Annotated in this window: 16 protein-coding genes; 5 read left to right on the plus strand and 11 right to left on the minus strand. The window is 66.7% G+C overall.

From position 1 onward, the window contains the following. Window positions 1-37: 37 nt before the first annotated feature. The 3 genes from HNR60_RS02285 to HNR60_RS02295 all read right to left on the minus strand — a co-directional run bounded on the left by HNR60_RS02285 (window position 38) and on the right by HNR60_RS02295 (window position 3520). Window positions 38-1582: an undecaprenyl-phosphate glucose phosphotransferase gene (locus HNR60_RS02285; RefSeq protein ID WP_184253861.1), complete on the minus strand. Its 1545-nt coding sequence runs from the start codon at window positions 1580-1582 to the stop codon at window positions 38-40. Window positions 1583-1677: 95 nt separating this feature from the next. Then, on the minus strand, window positions 1678-2826 hold the full coding sequence (locus HNR60_RS02290; protein ID WP_184253863.1) for a glycosyltransferase: 1149 nt from the start codon (window positions 2824-2826) through the stop codon (window positions 1678-1680). A gap of 4 nt (window positions 2827-2830) precedes the next feature. After that, the gene (locus HNR60_RS02295) at window positions 2831-3520 is read right to left on the minus strand and encodes a polysaccharide biosynthesis/export family protein (RefSeq protein ID WP_184253865.1); all 690 of its coding nucleotides are present in this window, start codon (window positions 3518-3520) and stop codon (window positions 2831-2833) included. A 177-nt stretch (window positions 3521-3697) separates the two neighbouring features. Here HNR60_RS02295 and HNR60_RS02300 point away from each other — a divergent pair, with 177 nt between their 5' ends. After that, a complete protein-coding gene (locus HNR60_RS02300; RefSeq protein WP_184253867.1) occupies window positions 3698-5959 on the plus strand; it encodes a GumC family protein in 2262 nt (753 codons plus the stop codon). A gap of 195 nt (window positions 5960-6154) precedes the next feature. On the opposite strand, the gene HNR60_RS02305 is transcribed toward HNR60_RS02300, so the two are convergent. Then, a complete protein-coding gene (locus HNR60_RS02305) occupies window positions 6155-7354 on the minus strand; it encodes a GNAT family N-acetyltransferase (protein ID WP_184253869.1) in 1200 nt (399 codons plus the stop codon). 142 nt (window positions 7355-7496) lie between these two features. After that, the gene (locus tag HNR60_RS02310) at window positions 7497-7706 is read right to left on the minus strand and encodes a DUF2842 domain-containing protein (RefSeq protein ID WP_184254349.1); all 210 of its coding nucleotides are present in this window, start codon (window positions 7704-7706) and stop codon (window positions 7497-7499) included. A 94-nt stretch (window positions 7707-7800) separates the two neighbouring features. Here HNR60_RS02310 and HNR60_RS02315 point away from each other — a divergent pair, with 94 nt between their 5' ends. After that, window positions 7801-8877, plus strand: a complete 1077-nt coding sequence (locus tag HNR60_RS02315; protein WP_184253871.1) for a COX15/CtaA family protein — start codon at window positions 7801-7803, stop codon at window positions 8875-8877. A gap of 9 nt (window positions 8878-8886) precedes the next feature. Here the strand turns inward: HNR60_RS02315 and HNR60_RS02320 are convergent, their stop codons facing one another. From HNR60_RS02320 to HNR60_RS02345, 6 genes are all read right to left on the minus strand, one after another. Further along, entirely contained in the window at window positions 8887-9240 is a 354-nt protein-coding gene (locus tag HNR60_RS02320; RefSeq protein ID WP_184253873.1) for a DUF190 domain-containing protein, read from the minus strand. A gap of 2 nt (window positions 9241-9242) precedes the next feature. Beyond that, window positions 9243-9671 carry a fluoride efflux transporter CrcB gene (gene crcB, locus HNR60_RS02325; protein ID WP_430694860.1) on the minus strand — a complete coding sequence of 143 codons (429 nt, stop codon included), beginning with the start codon at window positions 9669-9671 and terminating at the stop codon, window positions 9243-9245. After that, the gene (gene crcB, locus HNR60_RS02330) at window positions 9668-10063 is read right to left on the minus strand and encodes a fluoride efflux transporter CrcB (RefSeq protein WP_184253875.1); all 396 of its coding nucleotides are present in this window, start codon (window positions 10061-10063) and stop codon (window positions 9668-9670) included. Before crcB (HNR60_RS02330) ends, crcB (HNR60_RS02325) begins: the two co-directional genes overlap by 4 nt. A 21-nt stretch (window positions 10064-10084) precedes the next feature. Further along, window positions 10085-11365 (minus strand): O-acetylhomoserine aminocarboxypropyltransferase, encoded by a 1281-nt coding sequence (locus HNR60_RS02335; RefSeq protein ID WP_184253877.1) that lies wholly within the window; start codon window positions 11363-11365, stop codon window positions 10085-10087. A gap of 92 nt (window positions 11366-11457) precedes the next feature. Beyond that, the gene (locus HNR60_RS02340) at window positions 11458-12000 is read right to left on the minus strand and encodes a CoA-binding protein (RefSeq protein WP_184253879.1); all 543 of its coding nucleotides are present in this window, start codon (window positions 11998-12000) and stop codon (window positions 11458-11460) included. A gap of 377 nt (window positions 12001-12377) precedes the next feature. Further along, entirely contained in the window at window positions 12378-13205 is an 828-nt protein-coding gene (locus HNR60_RS02345) for an enoyl-CoA hydratase (protein ID WP_184253881.1), read from the minus strand. A 75-nt stretch (window positions 13206-13280) separates the two neighbouring features. Here HNR60_RS02345 and HNR60_RS02350 point away from each other — a divergent pair, with 75 nt between their 5' ends. From HNR60_RS02350 to rpsI, 3 genes are all read left to right on the plus strand, one after another. Then, window positions 13281-13712, plus strand: a complete 432-nt coding sequence (locus HNR60_RS02350) for a PaaI family thioesterase (RefSeq protein ID WP_184253883.1) — start codon at window positions 13281-13283, stop codon at window positions 13710-13712. 153 nt (window positions 13713-13865) lie between these two features. Then, window positions 13866-14330 carry a 50S ribosomal protein L13 gene (rplM, locus tag HNR60_RS02355; protein ID WP_184253885.1) on the plus strand — a complete coding sequence of 155 codons (465 nt, stop codon included), beginning with the start codon at window positions 13866-13868 and terminating at the stop codon, window positions 14328-14330. Between the two features lies 1 nt (window position 14331). Beyond that, a complete protein-coding gene (rpsI, locus tag HNR60_RS02360; protein ID WP_184253887.1) occupies window positions 14332-14808 on the plus strand; it encodes a 30S ribosomal protein S9 in 477 nt (158 codons plus the stop codon). Window positions 14809-14930 lie beyond the last annotated feature (122 nt).

The raw sequence follows: 14930 nt of genomic DNA on the forward strand, positions 1-14930 counted from the left end.
CAGGAGCAAGTGGCGGGGGCCGGGGCGCGGCACCGCCTCAATACGCGTTCTCGCCCTTGATCAGCGCCAGCGGCGTCTTCAGCAGGATGTAGAGGTCGAACAGCACCGACCAGTTCTCGATGTAATACAGATCGTATTCCACCCGCTTCTGGATCTTCTCGTCGCTGTCGATTTCACCGCGCCAGCCGTTGATCTGCGCCCAGCCGGTGATGCCGGGCTTGACCCGGTGGCGGGCGAAGTAGCCGTCGACCGCCTGGTCGAACAGCTGGCTCTTCAGCTTGCCCTGCACGGCGTGCGGCCGCGGCCCGACCAGCGACAGGTTGCCCTTCAACACCACGTTGAACAGCTGCGGCAGCTCGTCGAGGCTGGTGCGGCGGATGAAGCGGCCGACCCGGGTGACGCGGGGATCGTTCTTGGTCACCACCTTGGCGGCGGTCGGATCGGCCTGGTGGTGATACAGCGAGCGGAACTTGAACACGTCGATGCGCTCGTTGTTGAAGCCGAACCGCTTCTGCCGGAACAGCACCGGCCCGTCGCTGTCGAGCTTGATGGCGAGCGCCACCAGCGCCATTAGCGGCGAGGCCACCAGCAGGATCAGCGCGCCGACCACGCGATCGAACAATTGCTTCATCACCAGGTCCCAGTCGGTGATCGGCGCCTCGAACACGTCGAGCGTCGGCACCTCGCCGAGATAGGAATAGGAGCGGGGACGGAACCGCAGCTTGTTGGTGTGCGCCGACAAGCGGATATCCACCGGCAGCACCCACAGCTTCTTCAGCATTTCCAGGATGCGGGTCTCGGCCGAAATCGGCAGCGCGAACAGCACCAGGTCGACCCGGGTGCGGCGGGCGAATTCGACGATGTCGTCGACCTTGCCGAGCTTCGGACTGCCGGCGCAGCTGTCCAGCGCGCGGGCGTCGTTGCGGTCGTCGAACACGCCGAGAATCGCCAGATCGGAATCGTCCTGCGCCTTCAGCGCCGCGATCAGCCGCTCGCCGCTTTGGTCGGCGCCGACCACCACGGTGCGGCGGTCGAGCCGGCCGTCGCGCGCCCATTGCCTAACCAGGCCGCGCAGCAACACCCGTTCGCCGATCAGTGCGACGAGGCCGGCGACGAAGAACCCCGACAGCCACACCCGCGACACCTCGCCGCCGAGCTTGGCCAGGAACGACGCCCCGGTGAACAGCAGGAACACGCAGGTCCAGGCCGAAATCATCCGGGTGAATTGCTTGAGCTGGCCGCGAAACGCCTGCACCTGGTAGATATCGACCGCCTGGAACGCCACCACGGTGGCGACCGACATCGCGAAAATCGCGGCGAGATATTCCCAGGTCGGAGTGTCGCCGCGCACCACATAGCCGAAATACAGCGCGATGCCGATCAGGTTGACGAGCACCAGATCGGCGATCCGCACCAATCCGGTGATCACCACCGGCGAGTAGGCGGGGCGGACTTTCTGGTTGGTGACGGCAAGCGCCGCCGGGGACAGCCGCCGGCGTCGCTCGATCACAGGCGCGCCCGTGCTGCTCGCCGCCGCCGTGGCGGCCGCGCTGATCATGGAGCGTGCGTCGATTGGTTCCACGGCCCAACATCCGTTGTTGTTCCGCCGCGCGGCAAGCCGCGCGAACGGAGAAAGCCCCCGGTCGTTCGCTTAACTGAAAAGTTAGAACAATTAGTTTATCCGACCTGCGACTTATCGCGCGCCGCGAAGGCCTCGCGATAACCGGCGAGCACGCCGTCGACCATCGCGTTCTGCGAGAACATCTGGAAGATCCGCTGGCGCAGCACGGCGGCGCGCGCCGCCGCAGCCGCAGGATCGTCCAGTGCTGTGGCGATCGCCGCCGCCATCGCGGCCGGATCGCTCGGGGCGAACAGCGCCTCGCGATGCGGGCCGAAAATTTCCGGAATGCCGCCGACATCGGCGGCCAGCATCGGCACCCCGGCCGCGGCGGCTTCGATCACCACATAGGGCATCGAATCGCCGCGCGACGGCACCACCAGCAGCCGGCCCTTGGCGAAGCCATCACGCGCCTTGACGTGGCCCGGCCGCCGGATCACCTCGTCGAGATGAAGCGCCGCGATCTGCGCATGCAGCGCCGCGCTTTCCTCGCCATCGCCGCCGAGCGTCAGCGTCACCGGGCGACCGCCGCTGCGCAGCCGCGCCACCGCCTCGACCAGCAGGTCGGCGCCCTTGATCTTGCGGAACTCGCCGACATAGCAGAGGTCGGTGGCGTCGGGATCGACCCCGATCGGATCGAATTCGCCCGCGGCGACGCCGTTGAAGACGCAGCGCACCAGTCCGTTCGGCGTGCCGATGACGCGCTGATAGGTGTCGCGGGCAAACGCGCTTTCGAACAGGAACAGGTCGGTGCGGTTCATCAGCGCGCGTTCCAGCCGGCTGTACACCGCGCCTTGCGGGGTGTTCGGCGGATAGTGTAGCGAGCCGCCATGCGGGGTGTAGACCCGGATGGCGGCCGGCTTGGCCGGCACCGAGCGCAGGAACACCCCCGCCTTGGCGCCATGGCCGTGCAAGACGTCCGGCTTCAACCGGCGGATCAGTTGCGCGAAACGCAGCCAGAGCAGCGCGTCGCTCGGGCTCGGCTGGCGCGGGATCGGCAGCCGATGCACCCCGAGCGTCATCCGCGGGGCGATCTCGGCCAATGCGGCTGCGGCGCGCGTGCCGCCGGTCAGGCTGTCGGCGACCAGCGCGATGGCGTGACCGCGGTCGGCCTGGCCGTTGGCGAGATCGAGGATGTGGCGGATGATGCCGCCGACCGGGGCGCGGACGGCGTGAACGATGCGCAGCGGCTGATCGGACCGGGCCATCGCGCTAGAACCAGCGTTCGCCGACCAGCACGGTGTCGCCGGGGCCGAGCGGGGTGCCGAGCGGCACCGCGGCGCGGACCATGCCGCGGGCGTCGCCATGGGTGAGAATCACCTGGTCGCGGCGGGCGCGCGGCGAGAACCCGCCGGCCACTGCCACCGCGCTCTCGACGCTCATGTTCGGCACGTAAGGGTAAGCGCCGGGGGCGGCGACTTCGCCGAGAATGAAGAACGGCCGATAGGATTCGATTTCCACCGCCACCGAAGGCTCGCGGATGAAGCCGTTGCGCAGCCGGCCGGTGATTTCGGCGGCGAGCCCCGCGGGCGTGCGGCCGCGCGCCGGCACTGCGCCGATCAGCGGCATGGTGATGGAGCCGCCGGCATCGATCGCATAAGTGTTGGTGAGCCCTTCCTGGCCGTAGACCACGACGCGCAGGCGATCGCCGGCGTCGAGCCGATAATCCGGCGCGTAAGCCGGCGGTGCCGCCGCATAGCCGGCCGGCATCGCGGCGTAAGCCCGCCGCGGCGCCGGCGAGGTGAACAGCCCGCGTCCGGCAGCGGCGGGGACCGGCCCGTAGGCCAGCGCGTCGAGGTCGCCCCGCGGCTGCGTCACCGCCACCGGGCCGGAACTGTGCATACAGCCGGACAGTGTCAGAGCACAGGCGAGGGAGAGGAGCACGGCGCGCGCGCGTTGCATGGGGATCTTTCAAGAACGATTTCGCGCCGATTAACTACTTCCATGGTTAACAAAACATGTTCGTTGCGGCTGGATCGCAAATTCCCCGCTGCCGTGGCGCAATTAACCCGGTAGCAACCTTAATGGAGTGTAATCGCGGGTAGTTGGACGAGTGGTCGCGTTAAGCGGGAGTGAGCAATGCGGTTCGTGTTCTGGCGCAAGAGCGGCAAAGAGACTGCCAAGATTGCCCCCGAGGTGTCGTCGTCTGCCGCCCGGCCGGTTGCGATCGCCGCAGCGCCGGCGCCAGCCGCAGCGCCCGCACCAGACCCGCTCCCCACAGCGCCGCTCGGCGACATCGATGTCCGCGCCATCATGCAGGCGCTCGGGCGCAGGAAGCATCTGATCATCGGCCCGACCCTGCTGGCGCTGGTGATTTCGCTGGCGATCGTCAACATGATCACGCCGCGTTACAAATCCGAGGCCCGCATCCTGGTCGACGGCCGGGAAAACGTGTTCCTGCGGCCGAACGGCGAGCGCAACGAAGAGCGCACCGCGCTCGATCCCGAAGCCGTCACCAGCCAGGTGCAGCTGTTGCTGTCGCGCGATCTGGCGCTCGAGATCATCAAGAAGAACAAGCTCGCCGAACGGCCGGAATTCGATCCGGTGCTGCAGGGTCTGTCGCCGCTGAAGTCGCTGCTGGCATTGATCGGCATCGGCCGCGATCCGTTCTCGATGACGCCGGAAGAGCGCGTGCTCGACTCTTATTTCGACCGGCTGACCGCCTACGCCGTCGACAAGTCACGCGTGGTGGTGGTCGAGTTTCAATCGCGCGATCCGGAACTCGCCGCGCGGGTCGCCAACTCGATCGCCGACGGCTATCTGGTGCTGCAGCAGGGCGCGCGCCAGGAGCAGGCGCGGTCGGCCGGGCAGTGGCTGTCGGGCGAGATCGACAATCTGCGCAAGAAGGTCGCCGAGGCGGAATCCAAGGTCGAGGACTTCCGCTCCAAGTCCAGCCTGTTCATCGGCACCAACAACACGTCGCTGTCGAATCAGCAGATGGGCGAATTCAACACCCAGCTCAACAACGCCCGCGCCTTGAAGTCGGACGCCGAATCCAAGGCCCGGCTGATTCGCGAGATGCTGCAGAGCGGCAAGCCGATCGAAGCCTCCGAAGTGCTGAACTCCGAGCTGACCCGCCGGCTGTCGGAGCAGCGCGTCACGCTGCGCGCGCAGCTCGCCGAGCAGTCCTCGACGCTGCTCGACGGCCATCCGCGGATCAAGGAATTAAGGGCGCAGCTCGGCGATCTCGACCGCCAGCTGCGCGAGGAGGCGGGCAAGATCTCGCGCTCGCTCGACAACGACGCGCGGATCGCCGGCGGCCGGGTCGAAGGCCTCAGCGCCAGCCTCGAACAGCTGAAGAAGCAGGCGTCGTCGTCGAACGGCCAGGACGTGCAACTGCGCGCGCTGGAACGCGAGGCCAAAGCACAGCGCGACCTGTTGGAATCATATTTGGCCAAGTTCCGCGAGGCCACCACGCGCGAGAGCATCGACGCGGCACCCGCCGACGGCCGCATCATCTCCCGCGCCATCGTCTCCAATACCCCGGCCTATCCGAAGAAGCTGCCGATCGTGCTGATCGCCACGCTGGCGACGCTGCTGCTCACCTCCGGCAGCATCGTCACCGGCGAGTTGCTGCGGCTCAGCGCGCCGCGGCCGGCGCTCGCATCGTTCGAGCCGGTGACCTCGCAGCCGGTCCGCATCGAACCGATCGCGCCGATGGCGGCTGTCGCACCGGCGGCGGCAGCAGCACCGCCACTGGCGCCATCGTTGCCCGATACTCATCCGGAGTTGTCGAGCGCGGTCGGCGAACTGGAAAAAGTCGCCGAGGAGTTGCGCGCGGCGGGCGAGGCGGCGCGCAAGATCACCGTGCTCGGCACCGGGCAGAACGAGAGCGTGACGCTCACCGCGCTGACCCTGGCGCGACTGCTGGCGCGCAGCGCCAAGGTGGTGCTGGTGGATCTGTCGGCGTCGTCGCCGACCATCGACGCGGTGTCGGACGACCCGACCACGCCGGGTCTCGCCGAACTGATGCAGGGCGAGGCGTCGTTCGGCGAGATCATCAGCAAGGACCGGCTGTCGCGGCTGCATCTGGTCAGCGCCGGCAAGCCCGGCTTCGATCGCGCGCTATTGTTGTCGCCGCGTCTCAATCTGGCGCTCGATGCGCTGTTGCGGGTCTATGACCACGTGCTGCTCGACGCCGGCACCGCCACCGACCTGCCGGCCGAATTGCTCACCGCGCAGGCCCGCGCCGTGCTGGTGCCGGAGCCGTCGATGAGCGCCGAGGCGCGGCTGGAAATGTGCCAGCAGCTGGAGAGCGTCGGCTTCGCCAAGGTGATCTTGCTGGAGCGCGCCTCGCCGCAGGACAATCAGGCCGAGCCGTCGGGGACGGTGGCGGCGTAGGTCGGCAATCGCCGACGCGGACTTCGTTGTTTCGTGTCCCGGACGCTAAGCAGCGCCTTTGCGCTGCGCAGCGAGCCGGGACCGTTCCAGGCGCCGCGTTCCGTAACGGCCCCGGATCTGCAGCGCACCGCGCACAAGTGCGGCGCGGCGCGCTGCGTCCGGGGCACGATTCAGGTCGCCAGTCTCGTAGAGTTGCTATCGCCGCAGCGCGCCGCGGGTCCATTGCGCCAGGCGCATCAAGGCGGGGTTGTGCTTGACCAGGCGCTTGCCGCGCGTGGCCGCCGCCAGCGCCGCGGCGCCGAGCCGGCCGCGGGCGCTGAGCGCGACGAAACTGTCGAACACCTGTTCGTCGGATTTGCAGAACAGCCGCTTGTAGTCGTCAGAACCGATGCCGAGATCGATCGCGCTGTAGCCGAGAGCCGCGTAGTGATCGATGATGTTGCGCATCAGGATCAGCCCGGGGCTGTAACGCGCGCTGTCCGACAGCGTGTAGGTGTTGAACATCATCGAGAAGCGCTGGCCGTCGGCGACGCCGGCGAAGATCGCGATCACCTCGTCGTCGCATTGCAGAACATGGATATCGATGGCGCGGCCGCCGTCGGCGAGCTTGGCCAAACAGGCTTCGCGGATGAAGCCGGCGACGCCCGGCTCGGCGAACACGTCGGGCAGTTTCTGCGCCGCCATCCGCAGCGGCTTCACCGCAAAGAACCAATCCAGCACCGCGTCGATCTCGGCGTCGCTTCGCGCAATGCCATAGCGATAGCCGGCAAGTGGCTGCAGCTTCTTCTCTTTGCTCTTCAGCCTGCGGCGAAAGGAGTTGCTGATCAGGCTGACCGGCGAGGCGCCGGGCGCGATGATCAGCAGCGGGCAGTCGTTGACCGAAGGCTGATGCTTCCACAGCGTCAGCGGGTTGACGACGCCGTTCCAGCTCTGCGGCTGCTGCCGCAACGCCAGCACGTCGGCCTTGTCGGCGTGGCCGCGCAATCCGTCGAGCAGCGCGGCGAGATCGGCGGCGGTGGCACGCTGCGCAAAATCCTGCTGCCACAGCGCCATGTTGAAGGTGGTGTGCTTGCCGCCGAGAAACCGCGCGATGCGCAAGCCATGGGCGCGTTCGAGCCCGAGCGGCAGCAGCAGCAGCGGGTGTCCGTCGGCGTCGCGGGCGACCACGATGAACGGCGAGATCTGCGCGGCCGCTCCGACATTGCGCTGCCAGGCCGCGAGCAGGTCGAAACGCTGATACGGGGTCGACAGCTGCTCCGGCTGCTGCAGCGTGCGCCAGACCGGCTCGGCCGCGGTCAGATCCTGCAGCACCTCGACATCGGCGATCCGGCTGAGCGCGCCGGCCGGCTTGGCCGGCGCATCCGAACCATCGATCGCCGCCGTCATCATCGCCATCGCCGTACCCATGACCGCATTGTCAGTTTTGCGGCGCGAACTCTTGCAAACAAATGTCAACAAACCATGAGGATGATCGTGCAGCGGCGGCATCGCCGGGCGCCGCCGGGCAGGGGGGCGGGAACCGGCGCCGGCGCGGGAGTCAGGCCAGATCGGGCCGCGACATCCAGCTGACGATCGGCATCGCCGGCAGCACCCAGCCCATCCCGACCACCACATAGAACACGGCCTGCAGCAGCCCGGAGTTTTCGAACACCGGCAGTTGCGCCAGCGCCATCCCCATCAGCGACCACACAATCGCCAGAACCAGCAGGAAGATAGTGCCGAGGAATTTTCGGGTGCGGATTTTCATGGCGATGCGGGTCCGGAACAAAATACCGCGCGGCTTGCGCGCAAAAGCCGCGGGACTATAGAGTTTGGCGCAATTCATTCAAGGTGCTGCATCCATGCCAGCCGCCCCCGCCGACCGCCCGATGCACGCCGTCCGGATCTGGCTGACCATCATCGCCGGTCTGATCGCCGTGATGGTGCTGGTCGGCGGCGCCACGCGGCTCACCGAATCCGGGCTGTCGATCGTGGAGTGGAAGCCGATCACCGGCACGCTGCCGCCGCTCAGTGTCGAGCAATGGACGCAGGCGTTCGACGCCTACAAGACCATCCCGCAATATCGCGAGCTCAACGCCGGGATGAGTCTGGCCGAGTTCAAGACCATCTTCTGGTGGGAATGGAGTCACCGGCTGCTGGGGCGGGTGATCGGCATCGCGTTTCTGCTGCCGTTCCTCTGGTTCATCGCGCGCGGCCAGCTCGGCTCCGAACTGAAACGCCGGCTGTGGATCATCTTCGGGCTCGGCGCGCTGCAGGGCGCGGTCGGCTGGTGGATGGTGGCGTCGGGACTATCGCAGCGCCTCGAGGTGTCGCAGGTGCGGCTCGCCACCCATCTGGTGCTGGCGCTCTTGATCTTCGCCGCGATCGTCTGGACACTGCGCCAGCTGACGCCGCGGCCGAAGCTCGCGGCGCCGTTGCGCTTGAGATTCACCGCGATGGTGCTACTCGGGCTCACCTTCGTGCAACTCTATGCCGGCGCGCTGGTCGCGGGGCTGCGCGCCGGGCGGATCTACAACACTTGGCCCGAGATCGACGGCGCGCTGATTCCGTCGGCTGAGCGGTTGTGGTTCGAGCAGCCGTGGTGGAAGAACCTGTTCGACAACCAGCTCACCGTGCAATTCGATCACCGCATGTTGGCCTATGCGCTGTGGGCGCTGGCGATCGTGCACGCGATCGACGCCTGGCGGGCGCGGGCAGCGGCCGGCGGCGCGCTGGCGCTGGCCGTGGCGATCACCGGGCAGGCCGCGCTCGGCGTCGTCACGCTGCTGCACGCTGTGCCGATCGGGCTTGGGCTGGCGCATCAGGCGATGGCGATCCTGGTGCTGACGCTTGCGGTGCTGCAGCTGGCACAATTTGCCGTCGCCGAACCGGCGCGGCGTGCCGCCGGGCTCGGCCTCGGCCAGCCGGCGCAGAGCTGAACGTCGGGCTCAGGCGGGATCGGCGGCGGCCCGGCCGTATTGCAGCACCTGCATCTTCTCCATCGTCACCAGCCCGCTGGCGTTGCTCATCATGTCGTTGAGCACCGGCAGGAAGCCGTTGACGATCTCCTCGCTGTCGACGATCTCGATGATAAGCGGCAGGTCTTCCGACAGCCGCAGGATCTTCGAGGTATGCAGCCGGCTCGACGCGCCGAACCCGACCGCGCCGCGCAGCACGGTGGCGCCGGCCAGATGCATCTCGCGCGCTTTCAGCACGATGGCCTCGTGCAGCGGTTGGTATTGGTAGCGGTCGTCCTCGCCGATGAAAATCCGCAGCAGCACCGCTTGTTTGGGAATCTGCATGGTCACGTTCCTTTCAGGCGATTGAGCCTTGTGGCGGCGAAGTGGCCGAGCCACACCGCAACTAACCAGGACACCGGCGAAACTCCGAGATTGATCAGCGCCGCCAGCGCGTGGCCGCTGCGCAGCAGTTGAAACGTCTCCAGGCTGAAGCCGGAAAAGGTGGTGTAGCCGCCGCAGATTCCGGTCATCACGAATTGCCGCTGCCGGCTGGAGGCGAACAGCCTTCCGTCGGGCCCGGCGATCGCCGCGTAGAAGCCGATCACGAACGAGCCAGTAACGTTGACGAACAGAGTGGCCCAGGGAAACTCCGGCCCGAGCCAGGCGAGCTGCGCGACATTGACCAGATAGCGCGCGCAGCCGCCGATCACGCTGCCGGCCGCGATCAGCGCGTACAGCGTCGCGCGATCGCGCAGCTCATCCAGCGACATCATGCCAGCACCCGCGTGGCGGCAAAGCCGAGCGCCACCGCCATCAGGCAGAACACCAGCGAGAACATCACATTGCTGATCGCACGCAAGCTTTCGCCGTCGCGCGCCAGCGCCAGGGTCTGCAGGGCGAACGACGACACCGTGGTGTAGCAGCCGAGAAACCCGGTGACCGCGAACAGCCACGGCCCCGGAGTGGCGAACACGCCGTGCCCGGTCGCCGCCAGCGCGCCGAACACCCCGATCGCAAAGGCGCCGGAGACGTTCACCGTCAGCGTGCCCCACGGAAAGGTTTCGCCGATCCGCCGCGCCACCACGCCGGACAGCCAGAACCGCGCCATGCCGCCGAGCACGCTGCCCAGCGCCACGAACACCAGCCCTTTGATGACCTCCATCATCGCCACGGCGGACGACGGCGGTTAGCTGCCGAGCGCCTGCGCCAGATCGGCGATCAGGTCTTCCTTGTCCTCGATGCCGATCGACAGCCGCACCACGTCGGGCCCGGCGCCCGCCGCGGTCTTCTGCGCGTCGTCGAGCTGGCTGTGGGTGGTGGAGGCCGGATGGATCACCAGCGAGCGGGTGTCGCCGACATTGGCCAGATGCGAGAACAGCTTCAGATTGGAGACCAGGCTGACGCCGGCGTCGTAGCCGCCCTTCAGGCTGAAGGTGTACACCGCGCCGGCGCCCTTCGGCGCGTATTTGCGGGCGAACTTATGGTAGGGGTCGCCGGGCAGCCCGGCGTAGTTCACCGCCGCCACCGCCGGATGCGTCGAGAGGAATTCGGCGATCGCCTTGGCGTTTTCGCAATGCTTCTGCATGCGCAGCGGCAGCGTCTCGATGCCGGTCAGGATCATGAAGGCATTGAACGGCGACAGCGCCGGGCCGAGGTCGCGCAGGCCGAGCACCCGGCAGGCGATCGCGAAGGCGAAATTGCCGAAGGTCTCCTGCAGCTTGATGCCGTGATATTCCGGCCTGGGCTCGCTCAGCATCGGATATTTGCCGTCGCGCGACCAGTCGAAGGTGCCGGCGTCGACGACGATGCCGCCCAGCGAATTGCCGTGGCCGCCGAGAAATTTGGTCAGCGAGTGCACCACGATGTCGGCGCCGTGCTCGATCGGCCGGATCAGATACGGCGTCGCCAGCGTGTTGTCGACGATCAGCGGCACCCCGGCGTTGCGCGCCACCGCGGCGATCGCCTCGATGTCGGTGACGCTGCCCGACGGGTTGGCGATCGATTCGATGAAGATCGCCTTGGTCTTCGGCGTCACCGCGCGCTCAAAGCTTCCGACGTCGTCCGGATCGGCCCACACCACGTTCCAGCCGAAGCTCTGAAAGGCGTGTTTGAACTGGTTGATCGAGCCGCCATAGAGTTTTCGCGCGGCGATGAATTCGTCGCCGGGGCGCATCAATTGCTGCATCACCACGAGTTGGGCGGCGTGGCCGGATGCGGTCGCCAGCGCCGCGGTGCCGCCCTCCAGCGCTGCGACGCGCTCTTCCAGCACCGCCGTGGTCGGGTTGGTGATCCTTGTGTAGATGTTGCCGAACGCCTGCAGCCCGAACAACGAGGCGGCGTGGTCGGCGTCGTTGAACACGAACGAGGTGGTTTGATAGATCGGCGTGGCGCGGGCACCGGTGGTGGGATCGGGATGGGCGCCGGCATGGACGGCGAGCGTGGCGAACCCCGGAGTGCGATCTGTCATGATTGATCCCTGATGCTTGTGAGACAGGCGTGGCGCGTATCTGAGCGCATCGGGCAGGGGCGTCAAGCCGCGCCGCAGCGCGTGCGCGGCGCTCACATCGGATCGTTGTTGCGCGGCGCGGGTCCCAGCGACAATTGCATGCCCTTGACTGGCGCCGCAGCGCGCTTCGAGCTCAGCACTTTCGAATTGACGCCGAGCCAGGAGATTTCCGCCGACAGCCGGCCGAATTCGATCTTCGGGCAGCGGTTCATCACCACCTTGAGCCCGGCGGCTTCGGCCTTCGCCGCGGCCTCGTCGTTGCGCACGCCGAGCTGCATCCAGATCACCTTCGGCGGTGGCGACAGCGCCAGCGCATCCTCGACCAGCGGCATCACATGCTCGGGGCTGCGGAAGATGTCGACCATGTCGATCGGCCGGCCGATGTCGGCCAGCGAGGCCACGAACGGAATGCCGAGCAGGCTCTTGCCGAGATGCGCCGGGTTCACCGGGATCATGTCGTAGTCGCGCCCGGCGAGATATTTGAACGCAAAATAGCTCGGCCGCACGTTCTGCGGCGAAGCGCCGACCATTGCGATCGATTTCACGCTGCTGAGAATCTCGCGGATGTAGTCGTCGGAGTAAGCGTCATGATTCATGGCAGCTGCAATCTCCAGACTCAGGCTCGAATGCCCTCAACCAAGTCGAACGTTCAAGTTCGTCATTGCAAGGAGCTCTTGCGACGAAGCAATCCAGGGGCTGCACGTGAGGGGCCCCTGGATTGCTTCGCGTTCGGTCGGCGCTCCGCGCCGCCCTCTGCTCGCAATGACGAGAAAGCAAGCGTGCCCCGGACGCAGCGCAGCGCGCCGCGCTTGCGGCGTGGTGCGCTGCGAGCCGGGGCCGTTACGGAACGCAGCGCTTGGAACGGTCCCGGTTCTGCGGCGCAGCGCCAAGGGCGCTGCGCCGCGCCCGGGACACGACGCCTCGGGCAAAATCGACTGCCGTGATCCGATGTGTTGCTGTCTGCTGATATCTCTCACCGATCTTTCCAGACCGGGGCGCGCTTGTCGATGAAGGCGCGGATGCCTTCGTCGGCGTCTTCCGACATCAGGTTTTCGGTCATCACCTGCGCGGCGAACTGGTAGGCGTCGGCCAGACTCATTTCGGCCTGGCGATAGAACGCGGCCTTGCCGGTCTTGAGGGTGTGGGCGGATTTGCGGGCGATGCTGCGGCCAAGTTCAATCGCGGCGTCGCGCTCTTCGCCGACGCCGACCACGCGATTGATCAGGCCCATCTGGCGCGCCGCCTCTGCCGGCACCAGCTCGCCGGTCAACAGCATTTCCATGGCTTGCTTGCGCGCCACGTTGCGCGACAGCGCCACCATCGGGGTCGAGCAGAACAGTCCGATATCGACGCCCGGCGTGGCGAAGGCGGCCTTCTCGGAGGCCACCGCGAGGTCGCAGCTCGCCACCAGTTGGCAGCCGGCGGCGGTAGCGACGCCCTGCACCGCGGCGATCACCGGCTTCGGCAGCGTCACGATCGCCTGCATCATCGCGCTGCAGGCGGTCATCAGCCGGGCGAAGCAGGCCTGGCCCTGATCGGGATCGGCGCGATGCCCGGTGATTTCCTTGAGGTCATGGCCGGCGCAGAACGCCGGGCCGTTGGCGGCGATCACCACGACGCGAATGCCGTCGTCATGCGCGATCGAGTCGAGCTCCGCCTGCAATTCGACGATCAGGTCTTTCGACAGGCTGTTGCGCTGCGCCGGCCGGTTCAGCGTCAGCACGGCGAGTCCGCCGTCGATGGTCTCTCGCAACAGGATCGGCGGATGCGGCGGCGCGACGTAGGCGGGCTGTGCGGTCATCGAAAATCCGGGGCTGGGAACGAGCGTCACGTTATTGTAACAGACCAGGGCGAGCGCGAGCAGGGCGGGGACGACATGGCTAAGGCGAAGATGAGCGTAACGGAACTCGAGAGCTTCTTGCATCTCGAATTTCCGCAGGCCTTCAACAACGACGATATCAGCATCGAAAGCGCCGACGGCGCCACCAGCCTGCTGCGGCAGCGCTACAGCGAGCGGATGCTGCGGCCGGGCGGAACCGTGTCGGGGCCGACGCTGATGGCCTTGGCCGACTTCGCGATGTACGTCGTGCTGCTGTCGGCGATCGGGCCGGTCGGGCTCGCCGTCACCACCAATCTCAACATCAATTTTCTCCGCAAGGGGCTGCCCGGTCAGGACGTGCTGGCGCAGGCGCGGCTGTTGAAGCTCGGCAAGCGGCTGGCGGTCGGCGAGGTGGTGCTGCTGTCGGGGACCTCGCCCGACCCGATCGCCCACGTGACATCGACCTATTCCATTCCGATTGTTGGCTGATTTCACAGGTAATATAGCACCGTATTTATAACACCTTGATCTCAAAGAATAATATGGCGCTCCTGGGGATTGACGGCGGCCGGGCGGTTATCTAAAACCGCGGCCAGTCCGGTGCGCTGTCGCCGAATGTCCCCTTTTCACGGAATTTTTCACATGAAGACGTTTTCGGCAAAGCCCGCCGAGCTCACCAAGAAGTGGATCGTGATCGATGCCACCGGCTTGGTGGTTGGCCGGCTCGCGACGCTGGTGGCCAACCGGCTGCGCGGCAAGCACCTCCCGACCTACACCCCGCATGTCGATTGCGGCGACCATGTCATCATCGTCAATGCCGCCAAGGTGGTGCTGACCGGGCGCAAGCGCGAGAACAAGGTGTATTATCACCACACCGGCTTCATCGGCGGCATCAAGGAACGCACCGCGAAGTCGATCCTCGAAGGTCGCTTCCCGGAGCGCGTCGTCGAGAAGGCGATCGAGCGCATGATCCCGCGTGGCCCGCTCGGCCGCATGCAGATGGGCAATCTGCGCGTCTATGGCGGTCCCGATCATCCGCACGAAGCCCAGCAACCCGAACCGCTCAACGTCGCCGTGATGAACCGCAAGAATATGAGGGCCGCATAAGATGTCCGATACCATGCAGTCCCTCGAAGAATTGGGTTCGCTGAAGGTCACCGCACCCGACGCGCCGAAATACGAGAAGAAGGTCGACAAGTTCGGTCGCGCCTACGCCACCGGCAAGCGCAAGGACGCGGTCGCCCGCGTCTGGATCAAGCCCGGCGCCGGCAAGATCATGGTCAACGCCCGTGAGGTCGAAGTGTATTTCGCCCGCCCGGTGCTGCGCATGATGATCCAGCAGCCGCTGATCGCCGCGGCCCGTGCCGGTCAGTACGATGTGATCTGCACCGTCGCCGGCGGCGGCCTGTCCGGCCAGGCCGGCGCGGTTCGCCACGGCATCTCCAAGGCGCTGACCTATTTCGAGCCGGATCTGCGCGGCGTGCTGAAGAAGGGTGGCTTCCTGACCCGCGACTCGCGCGTCGTCGAGCGCAAGAAGTACGGCCGCGCCAAGGCCCGTCGTTCGTTCCAGTTCTCGAAGCGCTGATCGCAAAGCGTTCCGCTTCGCATCTCGCGAAGCTGCAGTTCAAAAGGGCGCCTTCGGGCGCTCTTTTTTTATGGCCCGGACGGCTTGCGAAACGTTGGCAGGGCTTGTTTGCAAAACGCCGC

The sequence above is a fragment of the Rhodopseudomonas rhenobacensis genome, from assembly GCF_014203125.1.
GTDB lineage: Bacteria > Pseudomonadota > Alphaproteobacteria > Rhizobiales > Xanthobacteraceae > Rhodopseudomonas_A > Rhodopseudomonas_A rhenobacensis.

Bases quoted from the DNA above. Each gene is read 5' to 3' on its own strand.
- HNR60_RS02290 (WP_184253863.1), bottom strand. From the start codon at position 2,826: ATGGCCCGGTCCGATCAGCCGCTGCGCATCGTTCACGCCGTCCGCGCC.
- HNR60_RS02295 (WP_184253865.1), bottom strand. From the start codon at position 3,520: ATGCAACGCGCGCGCGCCGTGCTCCTCTCCCTCGCCTGTGCTCTGACA.
- HNR60_RS02300 (WP_184253867.1), top strand. From the start codon at position 3,698: ATGCGGTTCGTGTTCTGGCGCAAGAGCGGCAAAGAGACTGCCAAGATT.
- HNR60_RS02305 (WP_184253869.1), bottom strand. From the start codon at position 7,354: ATGGCGATGATGACGGCGGCGATCGATGGTTCGGATGCGCCGGCCAAG.
- HNR60_RS02310 (WP_184254349.1), bottom strand. From the start codon at position 7,706: ATGAAAATCCGCACCCGAAAATTCCTCGGCACTATCTTCCTGCTGGTT.
- HNR60_RS02315 (WP_184253871.1), top strand. From the start codon at position 7,801: ATGCCAGCCGCCCCCGCCGACCGCCCGATGCACGCCGTCCGGATCTGG.
- HNR60_RS02320 (WP_184253873.1), bottom strand. From the start codon at position 9,240: ATGCAGATTCCCAAACAAGCGGTGCTGCTGCGGATTTTCATCGGCGAG.
- crcB (WP_430694860.1), bottom strand. From the start codon at position 9,671: ATGATGTCGCTGGATGAGCTGCGCGATCGCGCGACGCTGTACGCGCTG.
- crcB (WP_184253875.1), bottom strand. From the start codon at position 10,063: ATGATGGAGGTCATCAAAGGGCTGGTGTTCGTGGCGCTGGGCAGCGTG.
- HNR60_RS02335 (WP_184253877.1), bottom strand. From the start codon at position 11,365: ATGACAGATCGCACTCCGGGGTTCGCCACGCTCGCCGTCCATGCCGGC.
- HNR60_RS02340 (WP_184253879.1), bottom strand. From the start codon at position 12,000: ATGAATCATGACGCTTACTCCGACGACTACATCCGCGAGATTCTCAGC.
- HNR60_RS02345 (WP_184253881.1), bottom strand. From the start codon at position 13,205: ATGACCGCACAGCCCGCCTACGTCGCGCCGCCGCATCCGCCGATCCTG.
- HNR60_RS02350 (WP_184253883.1), top strand. From the start codon at position 13,281: ATGGCTAAGGCGAAGATGAGCGTAACGGAACTCGAGAGCTTCTTGCAT.
- rplM (WP_184253885.1), top strand. From the start codon at position 13,866: ATGAAGACGTTTTCGGCAAAGCCCGCCGAGCTCACCAAGAAGTGGATC.
- rpsI (WP_184253887.1), top strand. From the start codon at position 14,332: ATGTCCGATACCATGCAGTCCCTCGAAGAATTGGGTTCGCTGAAGGTC.